General features: G+C 67.5%; 15 protein-coding genes and 1 tRNA gene. 8 read left to right on the top strand and 8 right to left on the bottom strand.

Annotation, left to right across the window (positions count from 1 at the left end):
- Positions 1 to 205: 205 nt before the first annotated feature.
- From P3L18_RS26825 to P3L18_RS26815, 3 genes are all read left to right on the top strand, one after another.
- The gene (locus tag P3L18_RS26825) at positions 206 to 1,969 is read left to right on the top strand and encodes a DEAD/DEAH box helicase (RefSeq protein WP_276115831.1); all 1,764 of its coding nucleotides are present in this window, start codon (positions 206 to 208) and stop codon (positions 1,967 to 1,969) included.
- A gap of 161 nt (positions 1,970 to 2,130) precedes the next feature.
- Positions 2,131 to 2,460 (top strand): rhodanese-like domain-containing protein, encoded by a 330-nt coding sequence (locus tag P3L18_RS26820; RefSeq protein ID WP_006371531.1) that lies wholly within the window; start codon positions 2,131 to 2,133, stop codon positions 2,458 to 2,460.
- A gap of 39 nt (positions 2,461 to 2,499) precedes the next feature.
- Positions 2,500 to 6,792, top strand: coding sequence for an AAA domain-containing protein (locus P3L18_RS26815; protein ID WP_079929392.1), 4,293 nt, complete (start codon positions 2,500 to 2,502; stop codon positions 6,790 to 6,792).
- Here the strand turns inward: P3L18_RS26815 and P3L18_RS26810 are convergent.
- Together P3L18_RS26810 and P3L18_RS26805 are read right to left on the bottom strand one after the other, a co-directional pair.
- Positions 6,776 to 7,609, bottom strand: coding sequence for an NAD-dependent deacylase (locus tag P3L18_RS26810; RefSeq protein ID WP_006371529.1), 834 nt, complete (start codon positions 7,607 to 7,609; stop codon positions 6,776 to 6,778). The genes P3L18_RS26815 and P3L18_RS26810 overlap by 17 nt on opposite strands.
- A 6-nt stretch (positions 7,610 to 7,615) precedes the next feature.
- Positions 7,616 to 8,047, bottom strand: a complete 432-nt coding sequence (locus tag P3L18_RS26805; protein WP_014359684.1) for an HIT family protein — start codon at positions 8,045 to 8,047, stop codon at positions 7,616 to 7,618.
- Between the two features lie 478 nt (positions 8,048 to 8,525).
- Here P3L18_RS26805 and P3L18_RS26800 point away from each other — a divergent pair, with 478 nt between their 5' ends.
- The gene (locus P3L18_RS26800; RefSeq protein WP_276115830.1) at positions 8,526 to 17,783 is read left to right on the top strand and encodes a type I polyketide synthase; all 9,258 of its coding nucleotides are present in this window, start codon (positions 8,526 to 8,528) and stop codon (positions 17,781 to 17,783) included.
- Entirely contained in the window at positions 17,783 to 18,178 is a 396-nt protein-coding gene (locus P3L18_RS26795; protein ID WP_006371211.1) for a holo-ACP synthase, read from the top strand. The genes P3L18_RS26800 and P3L18_RS26795 overlap by 1 nt, the downstream gene beginning before the upstream one ends.
- Positions 18,179 to 18,316: 138 nt before the next feature.
- Here P3L18_RS26795 and P3L18_RS26790 read toward each other — a convergent pair whose 3' ends face one another.
- Both P3L18_RS26790 and bcp read right to left on the bottom strand, forming a co-directional pair.
- The gene (locus P3L18_RS26790) at positions 18,317 to 18,940 is read right to left on the bottom strand and encodes a TetR family transcriptional regulator (RefSeq protein ID WP_006371212.1); all 624 of its coding nucleotides are present in this window, start codon (positions 18,938 to 18,940) and stop codon (positions 18,317 to 18,319) included.
- A gap of 27 nt (positions 18,941 to 18,967) precedes the next feature.
- The gene (bcp, locus tag P3L18_RS26785) at positions 18,968 to 19,444 is read right to left on the bottom strand and encodes a thioredoxin-dependent thiol peroxidase (protein ID WP_079929393.1); all 477 of its coding nucleotides are present in this window, start codon (positions 19,442 to 19,444) and stop codon (positions 18,968 to 18,970) included.
- A 207-nt stretch (positions 19,445 to 19,651) separates the two neighbouring features.
- Between bcp and P3L18_RS26780 the strand changes: the two genes are divergently transcribed.
- The 3 genes from P3L18_RS26780 to P3L18_RS26770 all read left to right on the top strand — a co-directional run bounded on the left by P3L18_RS26780 (position 19,652) and on the right by P3L18_RS26770 (position 21,243).
- The gene (locus P3L18_RS26780; protein ID WP_079929397.1) at positions 19,652 to 19,873 is read left to right on the top strand and encodes a DUF3618 domain-containing protein; all 222 of its coding nucleotides are present in this window, start codon (positions 19,652 to 19,654) and stop codon (positions 19,871 to 19,873) included.
- Positions 19,870 to 21,084: an Ig-like domain-containing protein gene (locus tag P3L18_RS26775; RefSeq protein ID WP_079929394.1), complete on the top strand. Its 1,215-nt coding sequence runs from the start codon at positions 19,870 to 19,872 to the stop codon at positions 21,082 to 21,084. The genes P3L18_RS26780 and P3L18_RS26775 overlap by 4 nt, the downstream gene beginning before the upstream one ends.
- Before the next feature lie 86 nt (positions 21,085 to 21,170).
- A tRNA-Lys gene (locus P3L18_RS26770) sits at positions 21,171 to 21,243 on the top strand.
- 69 nt (positions 21,244 to 21,312) lie between these two features.
- On the opposite strand, the gene P3L18_RS26765 is transcribed toward P3L18_RS26770, so the two are convergent.
- The 4 genes from P3L18_RS26765 to P3L18_RS26750 form a co-directional block, all read right to left on the bottom strand.
- Complete coding sequence (locus P3L18_RS26765; protein WP_276115829.1) at positions 21,313 to 21,675, bottom strand: hypothetical protein; 363 nt, start codon at positions 21,673 to 21,675, stop codon at positions 21,313 to 21,315.
- A gap of 58 nt (positions 21,676 to 21,733) precedes the next feature.
- Positions 21,734 to 22,537: a hypothetical protein gene (locus P3L18_RS26760; protein ID WP_276115828.1), complete on the bottom strand. Its 804-nt coding sequence runs from the start codon at positions 22,535 to 22,537 to the stop codon at positions 21,734 to 21,736.
- Positions 22,538 to 22,865: 328 nt separating this feature from the next.
- Positions 22,866 to 23,264, bottom strand: a complete 399-nt coding sequence (locus P3L18_RS26755; protein ID WP_276115827.1) for a hypothetical protein — start codon at positions 23,262 to 23,264, stop codon at positions 22,866 to 22,868.
- Between the two features lie 13 nt (positions 23,265 to 23,277).
- Positions 23,278 to 24,772, bottom strand: a 1,495-nt coding sequence (locus P3L18_RS26750; protein WP_276115826.1) for a hypothetical protein, incomplete at its 5' end; no start/stop codon positions are given.

The following is a 24,772-nucleotide window of genomic DNA, read 5'->3' as shown; positions in this document are numbered from 1 at the left end:
GCTGGTCGGCGCGGCGATTTTATGTGCGACCGAGGGTACCAGGATTCATGAGAGGCCCGTCACACCAGGCGCTGGTGGTGGGTGACGTCGGCGGTCGCGTGCTCGAAGCCTCTTCCACGTTGGTCTGTGGACAGATGCGCCTCGAGATGCGGTCTCTTCGGTCCTCGCGCATTACAGTTGACTCGATGAACGGGATACGCAGACCATGACCGAGACCCCAGCCGCCGACCGCCCCGACGCCGACGCGATCACCTTCGACGACCTCGACATCGACGACCGTGTGCGCAGTGCGATCGCCGAGGTCGGATACGAGACACCCTCGCCGATCCAGGCTGCGACGATTCCGCCGTTGATGGCGGGCCGCGACGTCGTCGGCCTGGCCCAGACCGGTACCGGTAAGACCGCGGCCTTCGCGATCCCGATCCTGTCCCGCATCGACCCGGCGGTTCGTCGTCCGCAGGCGCTGATCCTCGCGCCCACGAGAGAACTCGCCCTGCAGGTGTCCGAGGCCTTCAGCCGGTACTCGGCGCACATGCCCGAGGTGCGGGTGCTGCCCATCTACGGTGGGCAGAGTTACGGCGTGCAGCTGGCCGGGTTGCGGCGCGGTGCGCAGGTCATCGTCGGAACCCCGGGCCGTGTCATCGATCACCTCGACAAGGGCACCCTCGACATCTCCGAACTCGAATACCTCGTCCTCGACGAGGCCGACGAGATGTTGACGATGGGTTTCGCCGAGGACGTCGAGCGCATCCTGGCCGAGACGCCCGACTCCAAGCAGGTGGCGCTGTTCTCCGCGACCATGCCCAGTGCGATTCGCCGACTGGCGCAGAAGTACCTGCACGATCCGCAGGAGATCACGGTCAAGTCCAAGACCGCGACCGCTCAGAACATCACGCAGCGCTATCTGCAGGTGTCGCATCAGCGCAAGCTCGACGCGTTGACCCGGTTCCTGGAGGTCGAAACCTTCGACGCGATGATCGTGTTCGTGCGCACCAAGCAGGCGACCGAAGAACTCGCCGAGCGGCTTCGGGCGCGCGGATTCTCGGCGGTCGCCATCAACGGCGACATGGTGCAGGCCCAGCGAGAGCGGACCATCAACCAGCTCAAGGACGGTGGGATCGACATCCTCGTCGCCACCGACGTCGCCGCTCGCGGACTCGACGTCGACCGCATCTCGCATGTGGTCAACTACGACATCCCGCATGACACCGAGTCCTATGTGCACCGCATCGGGCGGACCGGCCGGGCCGGCCGGTCGGGTAACGCGCTGCTGTTCGTCTCGCCGCGGGAACGCCACCTGCTCCGGGCCATCGAACGCGCCACCCGCCAGCCGCTGACCGAGATCGGGCTGCCGTCGGTGGAGGACGTCAACGCCCAGCGTGTGGCCCGCTTCGCTGACTCGATCACCGAGAACCTGACCTCCGATCACCTCGACATGTTCCGCAAGCTCGTCGAGGACTACGCACGCGACAAGGACGTCGCCATGGCCGACATCGCCGCGGCGCTGGCCCTCGAGACGCGCGACGGTGGCTTCCTGATGGCTCCAGACCCGCCCGAGAGCGAGCGGCCGGCCCGCCGTGAACGGGAACCGCGCAAGGGGGGCGGCTCGTATGCCACCTATCGCATCGCGGTGGGCCGCAAACACAAGGTGTCACCCGGCGCGATCGTCGGTGCGATCGCCAACGAGGGCGGCCTCACCCGGGGTGATTTCGGCAACATCAGCATCCGCGACGACTTCTCCCTCGTCGAATTGCCGGACAACCTCGACCGCGACACCCTCGACCGGCTCCGCGACACCAGAATCGGCAAGAACCCGATCGATCTGCGTCGCGACCAGGGCCCACCCCGCGCCCGGGGCGGCAACAAACGCGCTGGTCAAGGTCAGCGCGGTCGAGATGGTCAGCACTCGCGCGGTGACAGCTGGGGCAAACGCGGCTCGCGTCATGTTGCCGGTCGCGGACGTAGCTGAGGCGACTCCCCAGGGCGGTCGGGACACCCGATGCGTAGGTGACACTGTTGGGCGTTTCGAGATTGTTCCGTAACCTTGGTGGCGGATCGAACGATGATCCATGTGGACACCGTCCGACCCGACCGTCAGATTTACGCGAGCATTTTCAGGAGTAGTCACCAGTGTCAGTGGTGGATTCGATCTCAGCAGCCGAAGCCTTGTCCCACACCCGCGAGGGCGACGCCGTCGTCGTCGACGCCCGCCCCCAAGTGGTCCGCCACCAGGGTTCCTTGCCCGGTGCGGTCGTCGTGGACCCGACCGACGTCCGGTCGCGATTGGCCCCGACGCCGTCGGGAACGTTCCCGGTCATCGGGCATCGCGACACGGAGATCAACGTCGTATCCGTGTCGTCGCAGGCACCGCGCATCGCCGAGCAGATCGCCGACCTCGGCTACACGAATGTGCACTACGTCGACGGTGGTTTCCCGGCACTTCGGCGTACCACCCCGTGATCGTGTGGCCTGCCACCGGCGCGTCGACTTGATAGCGTGATGGGTCAGCCCGACCGTGGGCCGGTGCCGTCCGGCCAGGTCGGGGGATCTGCGCAGGAGGAAGCCGGGCTGATGGCCGAGCAGGAGACTCTCGACGACCGTCGTGACCAGGTCGTGCGTCTGCTCGAATTCCTCTCCGACCTCCTGGCCACCCGCGCCGGTCGTCGGCGTCATGTCGACGCCCATCGCGCCCGGCTCGACGTCGGTCCGGGTACCGCGGTCACGGTGCGTTCGGGTGCCGCGGCCGGCCAGGTCGTCGTGGAGCTCGACCCCGGCTACGTCGGCTACGACGAGCTCGACGCGATGATCACCGAGCTGTACGACCATCCGGAATCCCGCGAACTCGTGGTGGCCGGTGGCCTGGTGGTGGTGACCTCGGTGATCGGGGCCGGCTCTCCGGACGACGGCGCATCCGAACTGGTACGGGAGTACCTGCTGACCCAAGAGGTTGTCGCGCAGCGCGATCCGGACACGGGCGCGTTGCGGATCTCGCTCGGCGCAGGGTCTGCGCCGAGTGTCCAGGACGCCCGACTGCTCGCGGGGATCGAGGGAATCGACCTCTCCCGGACGGTCAAGCTCCACTCCCGTTTCGAGGCTCTGCCCAGTGTGGTGAGTCCCAAGGCCACCGATCTGCTCGACGAGTGGATTCCGCGTGTCGACACCGACCCCGACCAGGTCACCGTGGTGGTCGATCCGTCGGCTACGGCGTTGGTCCTTCGCGAGCGGTCGACCACTGCTCTGGCGGCGTTCTACGACACCGTCGCCGACCGGCTGCGTGAGTCCACCGAGGACGTGCCGATCGGGTTGGCGCAGCTGGTGGCGCCGATCGAGGTCGACGAGCGCGTCGAGGCGCTCGCGGCCTCGGGAGCCCTGCCCGCCGGCGAACTCATCACCGACGCGCTCTATCCGTTGCCGTCCAATGTCGAACAGCGTGATGTGCTGTCGCGTCTGGGCGCCGACAGCGGTGTCGTGGTCGAAGGGCCGCCGGGCACCGGGAAGACCCAGACCATCGCCAATGTGGTTGCCGCCCTTCTGTCCAAGGGCCAGCGGGTGCTGGTGACCAGCGAGAAGGCCGGCGCGCTCGCGGTCCTGCGGGACATCCTGCCGCCGGAGTTGCGCGCGCTGACCGTCTCCACCGCCGACCTGTCCCGCGATCGCTTCGAGTCGGTGGTCTCCGGTGTCGAGGAGATCGCCGAACGCAAGGCGACCTACGTCGACAGCGTCGGCAGCGCCGAGATCGACGATCTCTCTGCGCGTCGGCAGCAAGCGGTCGAGCGGCGTGAACGCGCGCTGCGGGGGCTGTGGGAACTGCGCCGCTCCGAAACCGAGGTGCACGAATGGGTGGCCGGTGACTTCTCCGGGACGGCCGCGGCGATCGTCCGGCAGACCAACGCCGACGCTGACCGGTTGGACTGGTTCCCGGGCCCGATCGACGGGGCATTCGCGCCACTCGATGCGAGCGAGTTCCGGCGTCTCCTCGAATTACTGAGGGCCACGAGAGGACAGACGCCGCGACTGTCCCAGCGTTTCGTCGATCTCGATGATCACCTTCCGGACCCCGCGACCATGGACCAGATCTGTGCGCGGATCGCGCGGCGGCCGGCCGAGCCGATGGTCGGCAGCGGATCGCTGATGTCGATCCTCGGCGATGTCGCCAGCCCGCGATTGCTCCATATCAAGGAGATCTGCGATCACCTCGGCGTCGCCGCCCACGAGGTCGGTACCTTTCCGCCGACCATGATCGACATGGCCGATCGGCTTCTCGCCGGACAGGCCGCGCACCTGTGGTCTCGGGTCACCGCCCTCTCGCCGGTGATCGCCGACGCCGCGCGCCGCGATCGCGAGCTCGGCGCGCACAGTGTCGTCGTGGACGGTGCGCGGCCGGGGGACGGTGAGCTGTTCGCCGCGGCAGCGGCCCACCTGCGCGACGGCGGACGCTGGCGCGGCCGTTTGCGCCGATCCGAGGAGCAGCGTGCGGTCGAGGAATCCGGTGTGGTCGTCACCGTCGACGGCCGGCCGGCCACCGACGAGCGGTCGTTGCAGGCGGTGGCCGATCATCTGGCCGTCTTCGACGCCGTGCATCAGGCGCAGCGCGTCCTCGGCGACCTGCACGTCCCCATCGACACCTCGGGATCGCGGTCGTCGCAGCTGAACCGGCTGGTCCTCCTCGACGGGCAACTCGGCTGGATCTCGGCCCTGGTCACCGCGCGCGACGACCTCGTTCGTGAACTCGAGGTGATCAGTCCGGGCGGCCCGCGACCGCGCAGTGTCACCGAAGCCGCGCGCGTGGCCCGCGAGGCCGGCGCGATCGCCGCGGCCAACGATGCCCTGCTCGCCGAGGAAGAGCTCGCCGAGCACGCGTACAGTCTGGCTGCGCAACTGGAGAAGGGGCCCTCACCGGAGGGCGATGCCCTGGTCTCCGCACTGGCCAACGCCGATGCCGAGGCCATCCGCGCCGCCCGGCGCGCGGCAACGGTCGCCCGGACGGAATGGGAGGACCAGACCGCCCTGGACCTCCTCATGCTGCGGTTACGCAGCAAGGCACCGGATTTCGCGGATCTGTTGGCGTCCACGGCCGACGACCCGCGATGGGACGCGAGACTGCGCGATGTCTCCGACGCATGGGCGTGGCGACGTGCACGGACGTGGGCCGCCGAACGCAGCGATCCCAAGGGGGAGCAGCGGTGGTCGGCTGCCCTCGACGAGGCCGAGGCCGACATCGCGCAGTTGACCACACAACTCGCCGCGGCCCGCGCGTGGCGGGCGTGCCTGTCGCGCGTGACCGTGGCCCAGGTCCAGGCGTTGCAGTCCTATCGCGACCACATGATCAACCTCGGCAAGGGGTCGGGTAAGCATGCTTCGAGGTTCCGCGCTGCAGCCCGGGAGGCGATGGAGCAGGCATCAGCCGCGGTGCCGGCATGGGTGATGCCGATGTCGCAGGTGGTGGACATGATTGCGCCCGAACAGAATTCGTTCGACGTGGTGATCGTCGACGAAGCCAGTCAGTCCGACATCACCAGCGTGTTCCTGCTCTGGCTCGCTCCGCGGGTGATCGTGGTCGGCGACGACCGGCAGTGCGCCCCGACGGGGCTGGCGGGCACCACTCTCGACGACGCCTTCGCCGCACTCGACGCCCGGTTGCCCGACCTGCCGCACTATCTTCGTGACGGTCTCACGCCGAGATCGAGTCTGTTCTCGTTGCTGCGCAGCCGATTCGGCCACGTCATCCGACTACGGGAGCATTTCCGCTCGATGCCCGAGATCATCGGCTACTCGTCGGCGCAGTTCTACGCCGACGCCCCGCTGATCCCGGTCCGTCAGCACGGCGCGGACCGACTCGATCCGCTACGGACCGTGCGGGTATCGGGAATTGCTCAGGGGCAAGGTAATTCGATCGTCAACACCAGCGAGGTCGACGAGTTGGTGTCGACACTGGTCGAGTGCCTGGCCGACACTGCCTACGACGGACTCGATTTCGGTGTCATCGCCTTGCAGGGCACCAAGCAGATCGACCTCCTGACCCGTGCGTTGCGCGAGGCGGTCGACGACGAGACGTGGCGTGCCCGGCGGATTCGGGTGGGGTCACCGCCTGACTTCCAGGGTGATGAGCGGCGGGTGATCTTCTTGTCGATGGTGGTTTCCGACCCCTCGTCGATCGCCGCCCTGACGCGCGCCGAGTCGCAGCGCCGCATCAATGTCGCTGCGTCTCGCGCGATGGATCAGATGTGGCTGTTCCACTCCATCGATCTCGCCGACCTGGGGGAGGGTGACCTGCGGCGGTCGCTGCTGGGCTATATGCAGGCCAATGCCGGACCGGCCATCGACGCCATGCCGGTCGACGTCCCCGATGACCGCAGGGTCGAACCGTTCGAGAGTCTCTTCGAGCAGAAGATTTTCAATTGCCTTGCCGCGCACGGTTATCACGTCACGCCCAAGGTTTCGGTCAACAACATGTGCATCGATCTGGTGGTCACCGGCGCCGACGGCCGTCTGGCGGTCGAATGCGACGGTGATGAATTCACCACGACCGGTGCGCAAGCCCGTTCCGACATGGAGCGTGAGCGCGAACTGCGGCGATGTGGTTGGGAGTTCTGGCGGGTGCGGGAGTCGGAGTTCGAACTCGACGCCGACGCCGCGCTGGCGCCGCTATGGGAGGCTCTCGATCGCCGTGGTGTGAAGCCCGGATCGGTGGCCGGCCCGCATGTCGGTATCGCGGGAACCGCTGTCTCGGAAGGCTCGTCGGCGGAACTCGCCGCGGTGTGGGAGCCGGTGGATCTCAGCGCAGGCGAGTAGGCGGCACCTCCAGCGCCTGCACCAGTGCGGGTAGCGCCACCGCCGCGCCGACCGGAATACGTTGCTGCACAGACGGTGTCAGCGCCGAGGGCTCGGGATTGATCTCGATGACCGGAATCCCGGCGGCCGCGGCGCGTTCGGGTAACGACGCTGCCGGGTACACGATCCCGCTCGTGCCGATCACGAGGACGACGTCGGTCGCGCGGAAGGCTGCATCGGCGCGTTGCCACTCCTGCGCGGGCAGTGGTTCACCGAACCACACCACGCCCGGACGCACCAGCTCGCCACAGACCGGGCACCGCGGAGGCTCTACCCTCGGCAGCTCGCCGGTGACCTCCGGGTCGGCGACGTCGATGGGGTCGGTCTCGGTGAACCGATGCCCACAACGGGAGCAACGCGGCGCGAACAGGCTGCCGTGCAGATGACTGGTCACCGGCGTGCCCCCACGTTCGTGCAGGTCGTCGACGTTCTGGGTCACCACCATCACCGCGCGCGGATCGTCTCCCGCCGCGCGCCCGGCATGCCGGAGCTCGGCGAGTGCGCGGTGCCCGGCGTTCGGCTCGCGGCGTCGGACCTGTCCGGCGCGCCACTGATACCAACCCCACACCAGCGCCGGATCGTCACGCCAAGCCTGTGGCGTGGCCAGAGTTGTCGGATCGAAGTTCTCCCACAGACCGGTGCGGACGTCTCGGAAGGTGGGGATGCCGCTCTCGGCGCTCATTCCCGCGCCGCTGAAGACCGTGACCCACTCGGCCGCGCGAACGATCTCGGTGACCTCGGGCGGGATCAGTGGCTCGCCCCGGTGCTCGTCGGTCATCGCACCTCACGATTCCCTGGTGCCGTCGAGGGCCGCACGCAGCAGCATCGCTGTGGAATCCGGATCGGGATCGCGACGAACGATCATTCCGCGGACGAAGCGCAGGCGATCACCGTCGTGTCGTGGCACGACGTGCAGATGGGTGTGGAAGACGGTCTGAAAGGCCGCCCGACCGTCGTTGATCGCGAGGTTGACGCCGTCGGCGGCCAGCGGCGAGCGCTTCATGGCCGCGGCCACGGACTGGCCCGCGCGCAGCATGCGCGCGCCGAGTTCGGGTGCGAGGTCGGCCAGCCCGGTCGAATGTGTCCGGGGCACCAACAGCGTGTGGCCGCGGGTGATCGGCCGGATGTCGAGAAAGCCCAGGACATCGGGGTCGGAGTAGACGACGCGGGCTGGGGCCGCGCCCGACACGATGTCGCAGAAGACACAGTCGGTCATGGTCGATCACCCTACGTCGTCGGCGTGCCCACCCGACATCGGCGGGTGTGGTGCGGGACACGCCGCCAAAGGTGTTCCAGTTCACATAACGATTGAATAACGAACGCCGGCTGACCTGCGGAGCGCTCGTTCGGTCCGCGAAAAGCTGGCGTGAACTGGCGCAACCCTGGCGGTCCCCAAACCGGGTTGAGTGCACGTGTGTGTTACCCGCGGGATTACCGACGGGTATACCGCGGGGTCAGTTCCGAACATGAGGAATCCCTCACTTTCGTGTGTCATGATGAGTGCCACGAACACGTCGGCGATATCTCACTGCCGAGAACGCCACACCAAAGACGGTGTCACACAGGCGTGTTCAGAAACATCGCGACCACTCTACCGGCCCGGCCCACGTCGGGCACCGGTGGCGATGACGCGTGCCCGTCAGCGGGTGCGGTCACGGGTCGTACGACAACCGGACACAACCACAGGAGTTCATGTGACCGTCGATCACCATCGCACCGGAGCAGACCGGACCACCACCGGCCGCCCCACCCAGGCGCTCATCGATCGCCTCCTTGCCGGCGAGCCCTACGCGGTCAGCTTCGGCGGTCAGGGAGCAGCCTGGCTGCCGACCCTGGCAGAGCTGGTGATCGACGCCGACCTCGAGCATCGGGTGGCCGGCGTCGTCGACGCGGCCGAACGCCTCGTCGAGCCGGTCGCCGAGCAGATCACGATCGCCCGGCCGGACGGATTTCACCCGATGGCGTGGGCCCACGCCCTCGACGCCGGCGAGCCCGCACCGTCGGACGCCGACCTCGCCGACTTCACGCTGTCCGGCCCCGGCGTGCTGCTCACCCAACTCGCCGCGATCGAGTCGCTGCGTAAGCAGGGCCTCGACACCGCTCAGGCCGCGCCGCGGGCCGTCATCGGACATTCCCAGGGCTCGCTGGCCACCGGTGCCATCGGGGCCGAGGGCCACGTGGCCGAATCGGGTCAGGGTCTATTGCTGGCCATCGCCCACCTCATCGGTGCCGCGGGCACGATCGTCGCCCGCCGGCGCGGCCTGGCCACGACCAGTGAGGGCTCGCCGATGCTCGCGGTGACCGGCGTCCGGCCCGAGCGCATCGAATCGCTTCTCGCGCAGTACCGTTCCGAGCTCGCCGCAGCCGAGCAGGACAACGCCCCGGTCATCGCGATCCGCAACAGCCGCACCGCGGTCGTGCTGTCCGGCGCGCCGCGCCACCTGCGTGCCTTCACCGCACTGTGCGAGAAGGTCGCCGCGGCAGAGGCCGATGAGCGCAAGCGCAAGGTCACCGGCGGCGCGCCGTTCGCCCCCTCCTTCGATCATCTGTCGGTCAGTGTCGCCTTCCACCATCCGGCCATGGCCGGTGCGGTCGAACTCGTCGGGCAGTGGGCCGAGCAGTGTGGGATCGACGTCGATCTCGCCGTGCGGCACGCCCACGACATCCTTGTCGCCACCGTGGACTGGGTGGGCACCGTCGAGGAGACCCTCGGCACCGGTGTCGGGTGGATTCTCGACTTCGGTCCCGGTGACCTCGCCACCCGGCTCTCGGCCCCGCTCGTTCGCGGCCAGGGTGTCGGTCTGGTCGCCGCCGCATCGCGCGGTGGACAACGAAACCTGTTCAGCCCCGGCGGTATCCCCGAGGTTGCCCGCCCGTGGAGCGAGTTCGCGCCGACCCTCGCCGAACTCCCCGACGGTCGCAAGGTCGTCGAGACCGCGTTCACCAAGCTCACCGGGCGTTCGCCGATGCTGCTCGCCGGCATGACCCCGACCACCGTGGATCCGGCCATCGTCGCCGCCGCTGCCAACGCCGGACACTGGGCCGAGCTCGCCGGTGGTGGGCAGGTGACCGAGCAGATCCTCGCCGACAACGTCGCGACCCTGACCGACCTGCTCGAGCCGGGACGGCAGGCGCAGTTCAATGCGCTGTTCCTCGACCCGTACCTGTGGAAGCTACAGCTCGGTGGTAAGCGCCTCGTGCAGAAGGCTCGCGCCCAGGGTGCCCCGATCGACGGCGTCATCGTCTCGGCCGGGATCCCCGAACTGGACGAGGCCGTGGCGCTCGTCGACGAATTCGTCGAGGCCGGACTGCGTTTCGTTGCCTTCAAGCCCGGAACCGTCGAGCAGATCCGCTCGGTGATCCGCATCGCCGCCGAGGTGCCCCACCACCCGGTGATCGTCCAGATCGAGGGTGGCCGCGCCGGTGGTCACCACTCGTGGGAAGACCTCGACGATCTGCTGCTGGCCACCTACGGCGAGCTGCGTGCCCGACCCAATGTCGTGGTCTGCGTCGGCGGCGGCATCGGCACCCCCGAACGTGCCAGCGCGTATCTGACCGGGCACTGGGCCGCCGAGCACGGTTACCCGCTGATGCCGCTCGACGGCATCCTCGTCGGCACCGCTGCGATGGCGGCCAAGGAGGCCACCACGGCTCCCGAGGTCAAGCAACTGCTGGTCGACACAGTCGGCTGCGACGAGTGGATCGGCGCCGGCGGTGCCACCGCCGGAATGGCTTCGGGCCGTAGCCAACTCGGTGCCGACATCCACGAGATCGACAATGCCGCCTCCGCGTGCGGACGCCTGCTCGACGAGGTCGCCGGCGACGCCGACGCGGTCGCGGCGCGGCACGACGAGATCATCGCCGCGATGGCCCCCACCGCCAAGCCCTACTTCGGCGACGTCGCCGAGATGACCTATCGGGCCTGGCTCGAGCGCTATGCCACCCTGGCCGTGGGTGCGCCCGACGACGAGCAACTGCCGTGGGCCGACATCACCTGGAAGCAGCGTTTCATCGAGATGCTGCGCCGCACCGAGGCCCGGATGAACCCGGTGGATTCGGGTGAGATCCCGACCATGTTCACCGATGTCACCACCGTCGAGGACGCGCACGCCGCGATCGACGCCCTCATCGGCGTGTACCCCGAGGTCGAAGTCGACGTCCTACACCCCGCCGACGTCGCGTTCTTCCTCGATCAGTGCCGCACCCCGGGCAAGCCGGTCAACTTCGTGCCCGTCATCGACAAGGATGTCCGCCGGTGGTGGCGCAGCGACTCGCTGTGGCAGGCCCACGATGCCCGCTACCCGGCCGAGGCCGTGTGCATCATCCCGGGGCCGGTGGCCGTCGCCGGCATCACCCGTGTCGACGAGCCCATCGGTGACCTGCTGGACCGTTTCGAGGCGCAGGTCGTCACCGACCTCGGCGCAACCGGCGTGCAGCCGAGCGTCATCGACTCCCGCAAGCAGGCCGGACTGGCCGCCGACGCCGGTCGTCTGACCAGCGTCCTGGAAGCCGACGACGTCTGCTGGGCGAGCCGCATGGTTCCGAGTCCGATTGCGCGGCTGGGTGATCGGGACAAGTGGTCGGTGCTCTCGGATGTCCGCGCCGAGCACGAGCCGACCGGTTCGGTGCTGGAGCGGATCGACGACGAGCGCTTCGACCTCGTCATCCCGATCTCGAGCGCGTCGGTGCGCATCCCGTTGCACGTCGACGCCTCGCTCGCCGACGGTGGCGCCCCGCTGGTCCTCGCCGACGATGCCTCGACCGCGATGCGGGAGATCCTCACCGTCGCCGCCGGCGGATCGCTGGCCGAGGTCGCCGACGGCGTCTCGCGCACCACGGTCACCTGGGCGCCGGAGTCGGTCGCCGACCACGCCGCGGTCACCGGTTACACCCTGCCCCCGCATCTGCATCCGACCACCCCGGCCGAGCCCTTCGGCTTCGCCGTTCCCGACACCCTCGTCGGTGCCTGCTGGCCGAGCGTGTTCAGTGTCATCGGCGCAGCCACCACCGAGGATGGCCGAGCGGTCGTCGAGGGTCTACTCGACCTGGTTCACCTCGATCACGCGGTGCACCTGGTGGGTGAGATCCCCACGGAGGCAACTCAACTCACCGTGATCGCGACCGGTGGCCCGGTCTCCGACACCGAGGTCGGTCGCGTCGTGCAGGTGCAGGTCGAGGTGATCGACGGACAGAAGCAGGTCGCCGTGATGACCGAGCGCTTCGCGATCCGCGGACGACTCGGCTCGGCCGAACTCGCCGACCCGGCACGCGCCGGGGGAGCGCTCGACGACGAGGGCTCGGCGACCCGCAAGACCCTGCGCACCGCGACCATCACCGCACCGGAGCGGATGACCGGCTTCGCCGCGGTCTCCGGCGACCGCAACCCGATCCACACCGACTCCGCCGCCGCGCGGCTGGCCGGCCTCGGTGACCCGATCGTGCACGGCATGTGGCTGTCGGCGGCGGCGCAGCAGGTGCTCACCGCCACCGATGCCAAGAACCCGATTCCATCACCGCGACCGCTGATCGGTTGGACCGCACGGTATCTGGGCATGGTGCGAACCGGCGACGAGATCACCGTCCGCGCCGACCGGGTCGGAATGGACGCCGGCCGCGAGATCGTCGAGGTCACCGCCAAGGTCGGCGACAACCTCGTGATGAGCGCCACCGGTCTGCTGGCCGCGCCGCGTACCGTCTACGCCTTCCCCGGGCAGGGCATCCAGAGTAAGGGCATGGGTCTCGACGCCCGCTCACGCTCGAAGGCCGCACGCAAGATCTGGGACCGCGCCGACAAGCACACCCGTGCCGCACTGGGCTTCTCGATCCTCGCGGTGGTCCGTGACAACCCGACCACCCTGATCGCCAACGGGACGACCTACAACCATCCCGACGGTGTGCTGTTCCTGACCCAGTTCACCCAGGTCGCCATGGCGACCCTCGGTGTGGCACAGATCGCCGAGCTCAAGGAATCCGGCGGCTTCGTCGAGGGTGCGATCACCTGCGGTCACTCCGTCGGCGAGTACAACGCGCTCGCGGCCTGCGCGGGAGTGTTGCCGCTCGAGGCGGTGCTCGAGGTCGTCTTCCAGCGTGGCGAGGCCATGCATCACCTGGTGCCCCGAGATGATCAGGGCCGCAGTGACTATCGGATGGCCGCCATCCGGCCCAGCCAGTTCGGGCTCGACGACGCCGAGGTCACCGACTTCGTCGCGCAGATCGGCGCCGAGTCCGGTGAGTTCCTTGAGGTCGTGAACCTCAATCTGCTCGGTTCGCAGTACGCGATCGCCGGCACCGTGCGCGGCCTCGAGCGACTCGAGGAGGAGATCGAGCGTCGCCGCATCGAATTCGGCGGCAAGCGCTCGTTCATCATCGTGCCCGGCATCGACGTGCCGTTCCACTCGACGGTGCTGCGTGCCGGCGTGCCGGAATTCCGCGGCAAGCTCGACGCGCTGCTTCCCGAGGAATTCGATCCGTCGATCCTCATCGGGCACTACATCCCGAACCTGGTGCCGCGGATGTTCAATCTCGGCCGCGACTTCGTCGCCGAGATCGCCGATCTGGTTCCGTCCGACCCGCTGAACGAGGTTCTCGCGGACTGGGATTCGTGGGCCGCGCAGCCGGCGAAACTGGCACGCGTGGTGCTCATCGAGTTGCTGGCGTGGCAGTTCGCCAGCCCGGTGCGCTGGATCGAAACTCAGGAGCTACTGTTCTCCGGCGCCGACCGCGACGGGCTCGGTGTGCAACGCTTCGTCGAGATCGGCCTGAAGGGCGCCCCGACCCTCGCGGGCCTGGCGACCAATACCCTCAAACTCGATCGATACGACTCGGCGACCACCGAGGTGTGCAACCTCGAGCGCGACTCGGATGTGATCCTGGCCAAGGACTCCGGACCCGAGCCCGAGGACGACGAACCCGCCGAGTCGGCACCGAGCGAGGCCCCGGCGGCCGAGGCCGCCGCCGCTCCTGCACCTGCAGCGCCGGCTGCCGCCCCCGCTGCGGCGAGCGGCCCGCGGCCCGACGACATCTCGTTCGGCCCGGCCGACGCGGTCAAGTCCGTCATCGCGCTGTGGACCAAGATGCGGACCGATCAGATCGGTGCCGCCGACACCATCGAGGCGCTGTGCGACGGCGTGTCGTCGCGTCGTAACCAGTTGCTCCTCGACATCGGCGGAGAGCTCGGTCTCGGCGCCATCGACGGAGCCGCCGAAGCCGACATGGCTGCACTGGCCTCGACGGTGGAGAGCCTGGCCCGCGGGTACCGCCCGCTGGGCACCGTGCTGACCGACGCCGTCGGCGATCAGATCCGCAAGGTGATCGGCCCGACCGGCAAGCGTCAGTCCTACATCACCGACCGGGTGACCGGCGTGTGGCAACTGGGCCCGGGCTGGGGTCTGCACACCCAGGTCGCGCTCGCATTGGGCACCCGTGAGGGCGCCAGCGTCCGCGGTGGCGATCTGGGCGACCTCCTCGACGGTGCCGTCGCGAACGCTGACGGTCTCGACGCGCTGATCGACCGTGCAGTCGCGGCGGTCGGCGCCTCCCGCGGTATCGCCGTGGCCAAGCCGGCAGCCGAGTCCGGTGGCGGCGCAACGGTCGATGCGGCTGCGCTCGGTGAGTTCACCGAGCAGATCACCGGTCGCACAGGTGCGCTGGCGTCGGCCGCTTACACCATGCTCTCCAAACTCGGTCTCACCGAGGAGGTCTCGACCCCCGAGACCGCCGACGACCCCAATGCGGTTCTGGCGCAGCGGGTCAGCGACGAGCTGGGTTCGGACTGGGCGCGCACCGTCGCACCGGCCTTCGACGAGGCCAAGGTCGTCCTCATCGACGACCGCTGGGCGACCACGCGTGAGGATCTGGTGCGGATCTGGCTCACCGACGCCGATGAGCTGGACGCCGACTTCGACGCGCTCACCGCACGCTTCGCCGGTTCCGGGCACACCGTCGCCCAGCACGCCACCTGGTGGCAGGGCAAGGCGCTGGCCGCGGGAAACCTGGTGCACGAGCGCGCTTTCGGGACCATCGCGCATGTCGCCGAAGAGCCCGGACAGGGCCGGTGGGCCGATCAGGTCGCTGTGGTGACCGGTGCCAGCAAGGGGTCGATCGCCGCGTCGGTCGTCGCCGGGCTGCTGGCCGGCGGCGCCACGGTGGTGGCGACCACCTCGCGACTGGACTCGCAGCGACTGGCCTTCTACAAGAAGCTCTATCGCGAGAACGCCCGGTACGACGCCGCGCTGTGGGTCGCCCCGGCGAACATGGCCTCCTACACCGACGTCGACGAGCTGGTGTCGTGGCTGGGTAGCGAACAGACCGAGAACCTCGGCGGGACCACCGCCGTGGTGAAGCCGGCGATCAAGCCGACGTTGCTGTTCCCGTTCGCCGCGCCCCGCGTCGCCGGTGACCTCACCGACGCCGGCGGTCGCGCCGAGCTGGAGATGAAGGTGCTGCTGTGGTCGGTGGAGCGGTTGATCGCCGGTCTGTCCGAGATCGGTGCCGACCACGACATCGCCGCTCGTCTTCACGTGGTGCTGCCCGGCTCGCCCAACCGTGGCATGTTCGGCGGCGACGGCGCCTACGGCGAGAGCAAGGCAGCGCTCGACGCCCTCGTGACCCGTTGGGCTGCAGAGGAATCGTGGGGCTCGAAGACCACCCTGGCGCATGCGCTGATCGGGTGGGTCAAGGGCACCGGACTCATGGGCCACAACGACGGAATGGTCACCGCGGTGGAAGCCGCGGGCGTGCGAACCTGGACCACCGACGAGATGGCCGACAATCTGCTGGGCCTCTGCGATCCGGCCACCCGGGCCCTGGCGCGGGAGGCTGCGGTGACCGCCGACTTCACCGGTGGACTCGATCCGTCGATCGACCTCAAGGCACTGGCCGCACAGGCCGCCGACGAGGACGAGACCGATGAGTCGGCCGAGGACGAGGCACCGGTGACCGTCGCGGCCCTGCCCGCCCCGGCACGCGCGGCGAGCGGCGTGAGCCCGGTGTGGCCGAAGATCGACTCGCGTCCGGAGGACATGGTCGTCATCGTCGGTGCCGGCGAGCTCGGCCCGTACGGTTCGGCACGCACGCGCTTCGAGATGGAGGTCGACGAGAAGCTCAGTGCCGCAGGAGTTCTCGAACTCGCCTGGAACACCGGACTGATCACCTGGGATACCGCGCCCAAGCCGGGCTGGTATGACACCGAATCCGGTGATCCGGTGGCCGAGGCCGACATCGCCGAGCGCTACCACGACGCGGTCGTCGAGCGATGCGGCATTCGCCGCTACGCCGACGAGGGCGCCTTGGTCGACGGCACCTCGCCGCTGTTGACATCGGTGTTCCTCGACGAGGATCTGACCTTCACGGTGTCCTCGGAGGCCGAGGCGCGCGCGTTCGCCTCCGCCGATCCCGAGCGAACCCGGGTCGTTGCCGACGAGGAGTCCGGCGAATGGCAGGTGACTCGTTTGGCGGGCACCGAGATCCGCGTCCCGCGTCGTTTCGCCCTGACCCGCACCGTCGGTGGGCAGATCCCGACCGGGTTCGACCCGACCCGTTGGGGCGTCTCGGCCGACATGGCCGAGTCGATCGACCGGGTGGCGTTGTGGAATCTCGTGTCCACCGTCGACGCGTTCCTCTCCTCGGGCTTCACCCCGAGCGAGCTGATGCGGTGGGTGCATCCGGGTCTGGTGGCCAATACCCAGGGCACCGGCATGGGCGGTATGACCTCGATGCGCGAGCTCTACATCAACACCCTGCTCGGCGAGGCCAAGGCCAACGACATCCTGCAGGAGGCGCTGCCGAACATCGTTGCCGCGCACGTCGTCCAGTCCTACGTCGGTAGCTACGGTGCGATGATCCACCCGGTCGCCGCCTGTGCGACCGCTGCGGTCTCGGTCGAGGAGGGCGTCGACAAGATCCGCCTCGGCAAGGCGCTGTTCGCGGTGGCCGGCGGCTTCGACGATCTCGGTATCGAGGGCATCGTCGGATTCGGTGACATGTCGGCGACCGCGGAATCGGCGAAGATGGCCGCGCGGGGGATCGACGAGCGCCGCTACTCGCGGGCCAACGATCGCCGACGCGGTGGATTCGTCGAATCCCAAGGTGGCGGAACGATTCTGCTGGCCCGCGGCGACGTCGCGGCGCAGATGGGCCTGCCGGTCCTCGGTGTGGTGGCGTGGGCGCAGAGCTTCGGCGACGGCGTTCACACCTCGATCCCGGCCCCGGGCCTCGGTGCGCTGGGTGCCGCACGGGGTGCGCTGAGCTCGCCACTGGCCAACGCGCTGGCGGCGCTGGGTGTCAGTGCCGACGACGTCGCCGTCGTCTCCAAGCACGACACCTCCACCCGCGCCAACGATCCCAACGAGTCCGAGCTGCACGAGCGGCTGGCCGCGGCGATCGGCCGTGGTGACGGTGCACCACTGTTCGTGGTGTCGCAGAAGTCGCTGACCGGTCACGCCAAGGGCGGTGCCGCCGCCTTCCAGCTGATCGGACTGTGCCAGGTGTTGCGTGAGGGCGTCATCCCACCGAACCGCAGTCTCGATTGCGTCGACGAGCAGATGAAGGACTACCCGCATCTGGTCTGGGCGCGGGAGACACTGCGACTCGGGGATCGCTTCCCGCTCAAGGCCGGTCTGCTGACCAGCCTCGGATTCGGCCACGTGTCGGGCCTGATCGCGGTCGTACATCCGGAGGCGTTCATCGCCTCGCTGGACCCTGCCGAGCGCGAGGACTATCGCCGTCGTGCCGCCGAGCGTGAGCGCAAGGGCAGCCAGCGGTTGCTCGAGGCGATGTGCGGTGGCGAGGCCGCCTACCGTCGTCCGGCCAACCGTCGCTTCGACGAGACCCGCGACGAGCACGACGCCGAGGCTCAGGTGCTCCTCGATCCGGCGATTCGTCTGGGCGAGTCGGGTGCGTATGCCGATGCGGCGCAAGACGTGTCGTCCTCCAGCAGCGCGGCCACGATCTGATGGCGGTGTTGGGAGTCGGGATCGACGTCGTGTCGATCCCGGAATTCGCCGAGCAATTGGCCCAGCCGGGAACGACCTTCGGCGACCGCTTCACCGTCGGCGAGCGCCGCGACGCGGCGTCGGGTACCGGTGAGGACGCACGTCACCTCGCGGCACGGTGGGCTGCCAAGGAGGCCGTCGTCAAGGCGTGGTCGGTCAGCCGGTTCGCCCGGTCGCCGTTGCTGCCGTTGATCCGGCACAGCGACATCGAGGTGGTCACCGACAACTGGGGGCGTCCGGCCATCCGGCTGGCCGGGGAGATCGCCGAACACCTGCGTGACACCCAGGTGCACATCTCGCTGACCCATGACGGCCCGTCGGCCGCCGCGGTCGCGATCCTGGAGGGCACGGGCTGAGCCCGGCGTTCCACGCGAGGCACGGGACGAGCAGACGACGGCGGTCGGGCCGATGCCGACCGCCGTCGTTTCTCGTCGAGCACCGGTGGATCAGTGCACCGGTGGATCAGTGCACCGGTGGATCAGAGCACCGGTGGATCAGACCGAACTGGTGCTCTCCTCGAGCAGCAGGTAGCCGGCCAGCATGCGTTTGAGCTCGGTCACCGTCTCGGGATGGTCGTGGCCGTCCTGCACCGAGAAACTCAGCAGCGAGTACGCCGTGTGCACCAGTACCTGCGACATCATCTCGCGCCGAGCCCGCTGTGACGGGGTCAGCGGGGCGATCAGCCGCGAGACCTGGTCGGCCAGAACGCGTTCGTTCTGCGAGGCGGTGGCCCGGGTGGCCGGGGTCGACTGCACCGCCAACCACACCGCCCGCCGGGACGGGTCGTCGCGCCACAACGCGGCGAGGTGGTCGAGGAACTTCTCGAGGAGCACCGGCCATTCGAGCGAGGGCACCTCGGAGGCGAACGCGGTGAGCTCCTCGCGGACCGCGACCGTGTCGAGTCGGTCGAGTTCGCACACGATCACGTACTTGTTGGCGAAGTACTGATAGAGCGTCCCGATGGGAACCTCGGCGCGCGAGGCGATCTCCTCACACGTCAGCGACTCGAACCCGACCTCGGTGAGCAATTCGCGAGCAGCCGCGAGCATCGCGGAGAACTTGCGTTTGCTGCGCTCCTGCGTGGGCCGTTTGCGGGGGACGAGAGGCTGGGTGGTCATCGGTCCGGGTGCGGTGTCGGGGTGGGCTCAGTCGAGCGCGAGGTCGCGGCGCAGCTTGGCGACATGCCCGGTCGCGCGGACGTTGTACTGGGCCAGTGCGATCGTGCCCTGCTCGTCGACCAGGAAGGTCGAGCGGATCACACCGGTGACGACCTTGCCGTAGAGCTTCTTCTCACCGAACGCACCCCAATGCGTCAGCACCGACTTGTCCGGGTCGCTGAGCAGGGGGAAGTCCAGTCCTTCGGCGTCGGCGAACTTCGCGAGTTTGGCCGGCTTGTCGGGTGAGATTCCGATCACATCGATGCCGGATTCTCCGAGGTCGGCGAGGTTGTCCCGGAAGTCGCAGGCCTGCTTGGTGCATCCGGGCGTCGACGCCGCCGGATAGAAGTAGACGATCACCTTTCGGCCTGCGTAGTCGGCCAGCGACACCGGGTTGCCCTGCGCGTCGGGGAGGGTGAAGGCCGGTGCCGGGTCTCCGACGGCAAGGCGTTGTGTGTCTGACATGACGCTCAGGCTAGTCGATGATGTCCGATGTCCGACCGACGATGTGCAGTGGCGCCGGCGGGCATGGCGTAACCTTGTGTGGCCGCTCGCACCGCATCCGCTCCGCGCCGGGAACTCCTCCTCGCGCGGTCGTGTTGCGTCGGGGGAGAAGTGTGGTCCGCCGGGCCACATGAGCTGATCTTTCTTGACCATTCCTGGGAGGACCACGTGGCCGGGGATACCGACCGTATCGAGCAGGACATCGCGAAAGCCCGCGAGGACCTGGCCCACACACTCGACGCGCTGGCCGAGCGGGCTAACCCGCAGCGTCTGGCCGGCGACGCCAAGACTGCCGCACTCGCGTTCTTGAACACGCCCGCAGTCAAGTACACGCTTGCCGGCGTGGGCTCTGTCGTCGTCGTTCTCGTCATCCGCAAGGTCCTACAGTGACCCGTGCGCGGGGCTCATATGCCCGAAACGCGCTCCTCGTACTCACCGTCGGCGCCGTCGCGACCGTTTTGCCCGGTTGCACGGCGTCGTCGTCGTATCCCGATGCCACCGGGAACGCGCCTGCGTTGAGTTCGTTGGGGCAGCCGAGTATCTCCGTCACCGGGTGGGCCGACCGTCCCCTGAAGGACAACGCGGTGGGCGTGATGCCGGGCGCACCGCTGACCGTGACCGCCCATGACGGCAATCTGCGATCGGTCGTCGTCACCGGATCGGACGGGCCGGTGCCCGGCACCGTCTCCGCCGACGGGTCCACCTGGACCGCCAAGGGCCCATTGGACTTCGACGACCAGTACACGCTGACCGCCGCGGCGCAGGGCGTCGACGGCGCGGGTGCGAAGAGGCTGACCTTCAGCACCGCCTCCGCCGAATCGACCGCCACCGCCTCGACGGTGACCGCCGAGAACGAGACCGTGGGTATTGGTCAGCCGGTGATGATCAATTTCGATCAGCCGGTCACCAACAAGCTCAACGCACAGCGCGCCATCCAGGTCACCACCAACCCTCCGGTCGAGGGTGCGTTCTACTGGGTCAACGACTCGATGGTGCGTTGGCGTCCCGAACACTTCTGGACGCCGGGTACCAAGGTCAACGTCAAGGTCAACACCAAGGGCATCGACCTCGGTGGCGGCGTCTACGGCGACAACAACCTCACCACCGACTTCACCGTCGGTCGTGCGCTCGTCGCCTCCGCCGATGACAAGACCCACATGATCACCGTGTCCATCAATGGCAAGGTCGTGCGGACGATGCCGACCTCGATGGGCAAGGATTCGAGCCCCACCAACAACGGCATCTACATCGTGGCCGAGCGCGATCCGAGCGTCATCATGGACTCCTCGACCTACGGCGTGCCGGTCAGTTCGCCGGGCGGCTACCGCGAGACCGTCTACGATGCGACGCGAATCTCCTTCAGCGGCATCTACATTCACTCGGCTCCGTGGTCGCTCGGCGATCAGGGCGTCGATGACGTGAGCAACGGCTGCCTCAACGTCAGTCCCGCCAACGCCGAGTGGTTCCTCAACACCGCGCTGCGCGGCGACATCGTAACGGTGAAGAACGCTGTGGGACCGATCCTTCCGGGTGACGATGGCCTCGGTGACTGGAACGTCCCGTGGTCGGTGTGGAAGAAGGGCAACGCCACTGACGGGTGATGCGACCACCGAGCGGAAACTGCTTCTGACCAGCCGATTTCATGGATCGGGTACCGGTCATGTAATGTTTCCTCTCGGTTCGCCAAGCGCCATTAGCTCAATTGGCAGAGCAGCTGACTCTTAATCAGCGGGTTCGGGGTTCGAGTCCCTGATGGCGCACAGAGAAGCCCCCTTCACCAGCACGAACGGTGAAGGGGGCTTCTTCGTGTTGCGGGGCACCCACGGTTTTCACACCGAGCGGATGGGGGCGAGCACGTCGAGAGCCGACGTGACATCGGGAGCCGCAGAACGACGCTGACGGTAGTGCCGTTCCAGCACCTCGCGGGTGTTGCCGAGTTGCTCGGCGGCAACGTCCGGGCCGTACTCGTCGGCGACGGTCGTTCCCACCGTCTGACGCAGCGAATGTGGGGTGACCCACTCGATCAGTTCGGCCGGACCATCAGGTTTGCCGTCGATGATCGCGACATGCTTGCGCGCCTTGCGCAGCTGCCGGCGGACGTTCGCCGCCGACCGCACCGTCCCGGCTCGAGACGGAAAGATGAAGTCCCCGGGTAGGTTGCGGGCTCGCTGGCGCCGCAGTGCTGCCGTCACGAGCGTCGGCAGCGTCAGGATCAGATCGTTCGCGCCATCCTTACTTCGCGGTGCAGGGTCAGCGTCGGTGGCTCGCCCCAGTCGACGTCAGCCCACCGCGCGGGTGGCGCCTCGTGGATCCGGCGACCAGTCCCCAGCCAGAACTCGAACAGCTCCAGCCGGTTATAGCCCGCGGCGGGCCGTGACCGACGTTGCCACCCGCGTAGGAGCCGATCCGCCGCCGCTGGATCGCCAGTTCGTCGACGGTCAGGGCTCGCGGCTTCTTGCGCTCACGCTTGACTGTGGAGGTGTCACGGACGGGGTGGCGCTCGATCGCGTCATGCTGGGCGGCCAGCGCCATCATCCCCGAGAGAATGATGCGACACCGCTGTGCCACCGTGGTTTCGCCCTTGGACTCGATGAAGCGTTCGGCACCGCCGACGGTCAGCTCGCCGACGCGCACATCACCGACGGCGGGCGTGATGTGTACACGGATCGTCTGCTCGTACAGCTCCAATGTGGACGGTGCGAGGTACTGTTTCCGCTTCTGACCCAGCCACGCCTGCGCCAGGGTCGTCATGGTGGTGCCGGCGACGATGTCGGCGGTGGAGGCTCGCACCCGACCGCGAGTGGACAGCGCCTCCACGAGCGCCCGTTCGGCCTTCGCCCCCGAGGTGCCGAATCGCTCCACCGGCCGCGTCTTGCCGTCATAGTCCCGATACTGCGCCTGGCCCGGTGGCGTCCGGGAGCTTCCTCGTTGCGGTTCACCCGGCCCCAGTGCCGAGGGGGAGTGGTGGGCGAGGCACTTGAGCGTTGTGTAGACCGGCGAGTGTGTGAATTGTGGCCAGGAGGCGTGGTGGGTGCGTTTGACGTGCCATTTCACGTATGTGCGTGTGACGACGCGGGGCGTGGCTCGGCGGATTCTGGCCAGTGTCGTGCACTGCCAACTCGTACAGTGTTGCGTCGAGTGCAGATCGGAGATTGTGTAACCACTCTCCGAAGATGACGGATATCTGGACGGGGAATCGTGGGGATTCTGATGCGAGTACGCGTACCTCGTGCTCACCGACGTCGAACCTCTGGTTGATCGGATATCGGCGAGATGCTCGGCGGCCAGCTCCCACAGGGTGTCTCTGTGTTCGCTTGCCCGTCGGACGCGAGCCAACGCGGCTTCGAAGTCGGCCTCCAATGCGAAGTGCTTGATTCGAAAGTCACTGGTGGTCGAGGATCTCGAAGCCTTCCTGAAATACGAGATCGGCGATGGGAAGCGTGGTCGCGCTATTCGTGGCGAGGGGCGTGATTGTTGCGTCTTGGTCATTGAGCTCGGTGATCTCGGCCACGCCGTGATCGCATTGGATTCTCATCCCGATCGCGAGGAAGAGGTTGCCGCATTGTTCGTGGCTCACGAGAACGACGCCGGTCTCCGATCGCGAGATAGCAGCGTTGGCGATGGAATCCTCAGAAATATCGAGGAGTCCTAGAAGGTCGCCCATCGACAGGCCGAACGTCTTGGTCACTCTTCTGCGTTGAGGCCGCTGGATGGGTACGGGTTTGCCAACCGCATAGGGCGAGTTGCTTGCGCCGGGCTTGGTCTGGTCAGAATCAGGCATGTTCAAGTCGCTTTCAGTCGTTGTCGATAGTCGATGGAAGGCTTGCCGGGATGGGCACTCCGGCGACAACAGAAAGCTGCGCGAGATGGGGAATGCACATGTCGCGGAGTTCGATCCCGACCGGCGTGAGGGCGCGAGGGTTGCCGCGCCGACCGCGGGTGTGAAGCACGCGGCCGAGATGCACTTCGAGGAGATCCTCGTAGTTTGCGAGACTGGTTGGTGCCTTGCGTAAGTCTCGCGCTGCAGTCACCTGATGTTGTCCTGCCGTTGTTGCAAAGTAGATGAGTGCGTGCGCGAGTCGGTGGTCACCGGAGAGCGCCAATTGCAGTATCGTTTCGGGGTCTCTGTCCTGCGAAGAAATTCGTAACGCGGTGATGTGGGTGCCGGGGATGAGGACATCGTCGATGCTCAAGTCATCGAGTTCGTCGGCTACGCGTTGTCTGAACTGCGCTCCGTCGTAGGCGGGCGCGTAGAAGACGGGCTCGTCTGTGATTCCGGACATGATCAGGAGTCGTCGTGCCTCGGCGACGAGGGTGGTCTTCTGCGTCGGAGTGAGTCTCTCTGCGAAGCGGCCGTAGTTGTCGATCAGGGGTCCGAATCGTCTGGCTGCGCCGGTAGTGGAGAAGGGGTCGGAACCGGTGAGGATCTGCCAGACGAATCGGGCGGGATTTGGATAGGGGTGTCCTCTTCCGTAGAGGACTGTCGCGTTAGGGAATAGGCGACGCCTGCGGTCGTAGTCGATAGGTGGTGGCTGTGAGCTCAGGTGATCGTGGAGAGAATGGTAGTAGCTCAAAATCTGACCTAGATTGTCTCCCGACCACAGGGACTGCAGTGCAATGTCGAGTTGATGGGCATTGACGAGGATGCCGAACGCATTGCGGTGCGTGGTTGGCCGTCCGGGGTGTCCGAGCGCGGCCAACGAGATTACTGATGTAAGAGGAAGTAAGTTCTGGGCGGACACTGTTGTGGGCGGGTGATTGTGGACGACCGGTGCCCACATTCGGGAAGGTAAATTGCATGGCGACAGCGGTATTGCATCAGCGGTTCGAAGTATCTCCGTGTACCACAACGGGGCTGAATTGTTGGCAGAGTTGGCAATCTCTCGGAGGGAAAGAAGCCGCCGCGTGCTGATACCTACTACACCTAACCGCTGGTCGGAGGACGGCCTCCGATAGCAGATGGCGCGAGCTACATCTGACGGTAGCCACGCAAGGTTGTCGATGACAGAGTTGCGATCGGGTGCGGTATACGTGGCGACAAGAAGTGTCTGGGCTACTGCTTCGCCGATCGTGGCGGGTTCTACGTGCCCACGAGCGTTGATCTCTTCGAAGAGTTGGGCGGATGGCATGCGCGACCTGTTGTACAGGGAAAGCGCATTGTGCCCCACAGAACGTCCGGCCGTTACTTTCAAGGTGATGATATCGCGCATGACGTCTGCGGTTGGTTCGTTTAGCCTCGATCCACCGATCGGCTTTTTGATGTCTCGTGAAATGTGTTGTGTATGTTCG

Source organism: Gordonia sp. N1V, from assembly GCF_029269935.1.
In the GTDB taxonomy this organism is placed as follows: Bacteria; Actinomycetota; Actinomycetes; order Mycobacteriales; family Mycobacteriaceae; genus Gordonia; species Gordonia polyisoprenivorans.
Note: the sequence above shows the minus strand (reverse complement) of the source record. Positions and strands in the feature narration are given on the sequence as shown.

Coding starts and splice junctions, on each gene's coding strand:
- P3L18_RS26790 (WP_006371212.1), bottom strand. CDS start 18,940: ATGACCACCCAGCCTCTCGTCCCCCGCAAACGGCCCACGCAGGAGCGC.
- P3L18_RS26795 (WP_006371211.1), top strand. CDS start 17,783: ATGGCGGTGTTGGGAGTCGGGATCGACGTCGTGTCGATCCCGGAATTC.
- P3L18_RS26815 (WP_079929392.1), top strand. CDS start 2,500: ATGGGTCAGCCCGACCGTGGGCCGGTGCCGTCCGGCCAGGTCGGGGGA.
- P3L18_RS26805 (WP_014359684.1), bottom strand. CDS start 8,047: ATGACCGACTGTGTCTTCTGCGACATCGTGTCGGGCGCGGCCCCAGCC.
- bcp (WP_079929393.1), bottom strand. CDS start 19,444: ATGTCAGACACACAACGCCTTGCCGTCGGAGACCCGGCACCGGCCTTC.
- P3L18_RS26810 (WP_006371529.1), bottom strand. CDS start 7,609: ATGACCGACGAGCACCGGGGCGAGCCACTGATCCCGCCCGAGGTCACC.
- P3L18_RS26755 (WP_276115827.1), bottom strand. CDS start 23,264: ATGCCTGATTCTGACCAGACCAAGCCCGGCGCAAGCAACTCGCCCTAT.
- P3L18_RS26825 (WP_276115831.1), top strand. CDS start 206: ATGACCGAGACCCCAGCCGCCGACCGCCCCGACGCCGACGCGATCACC.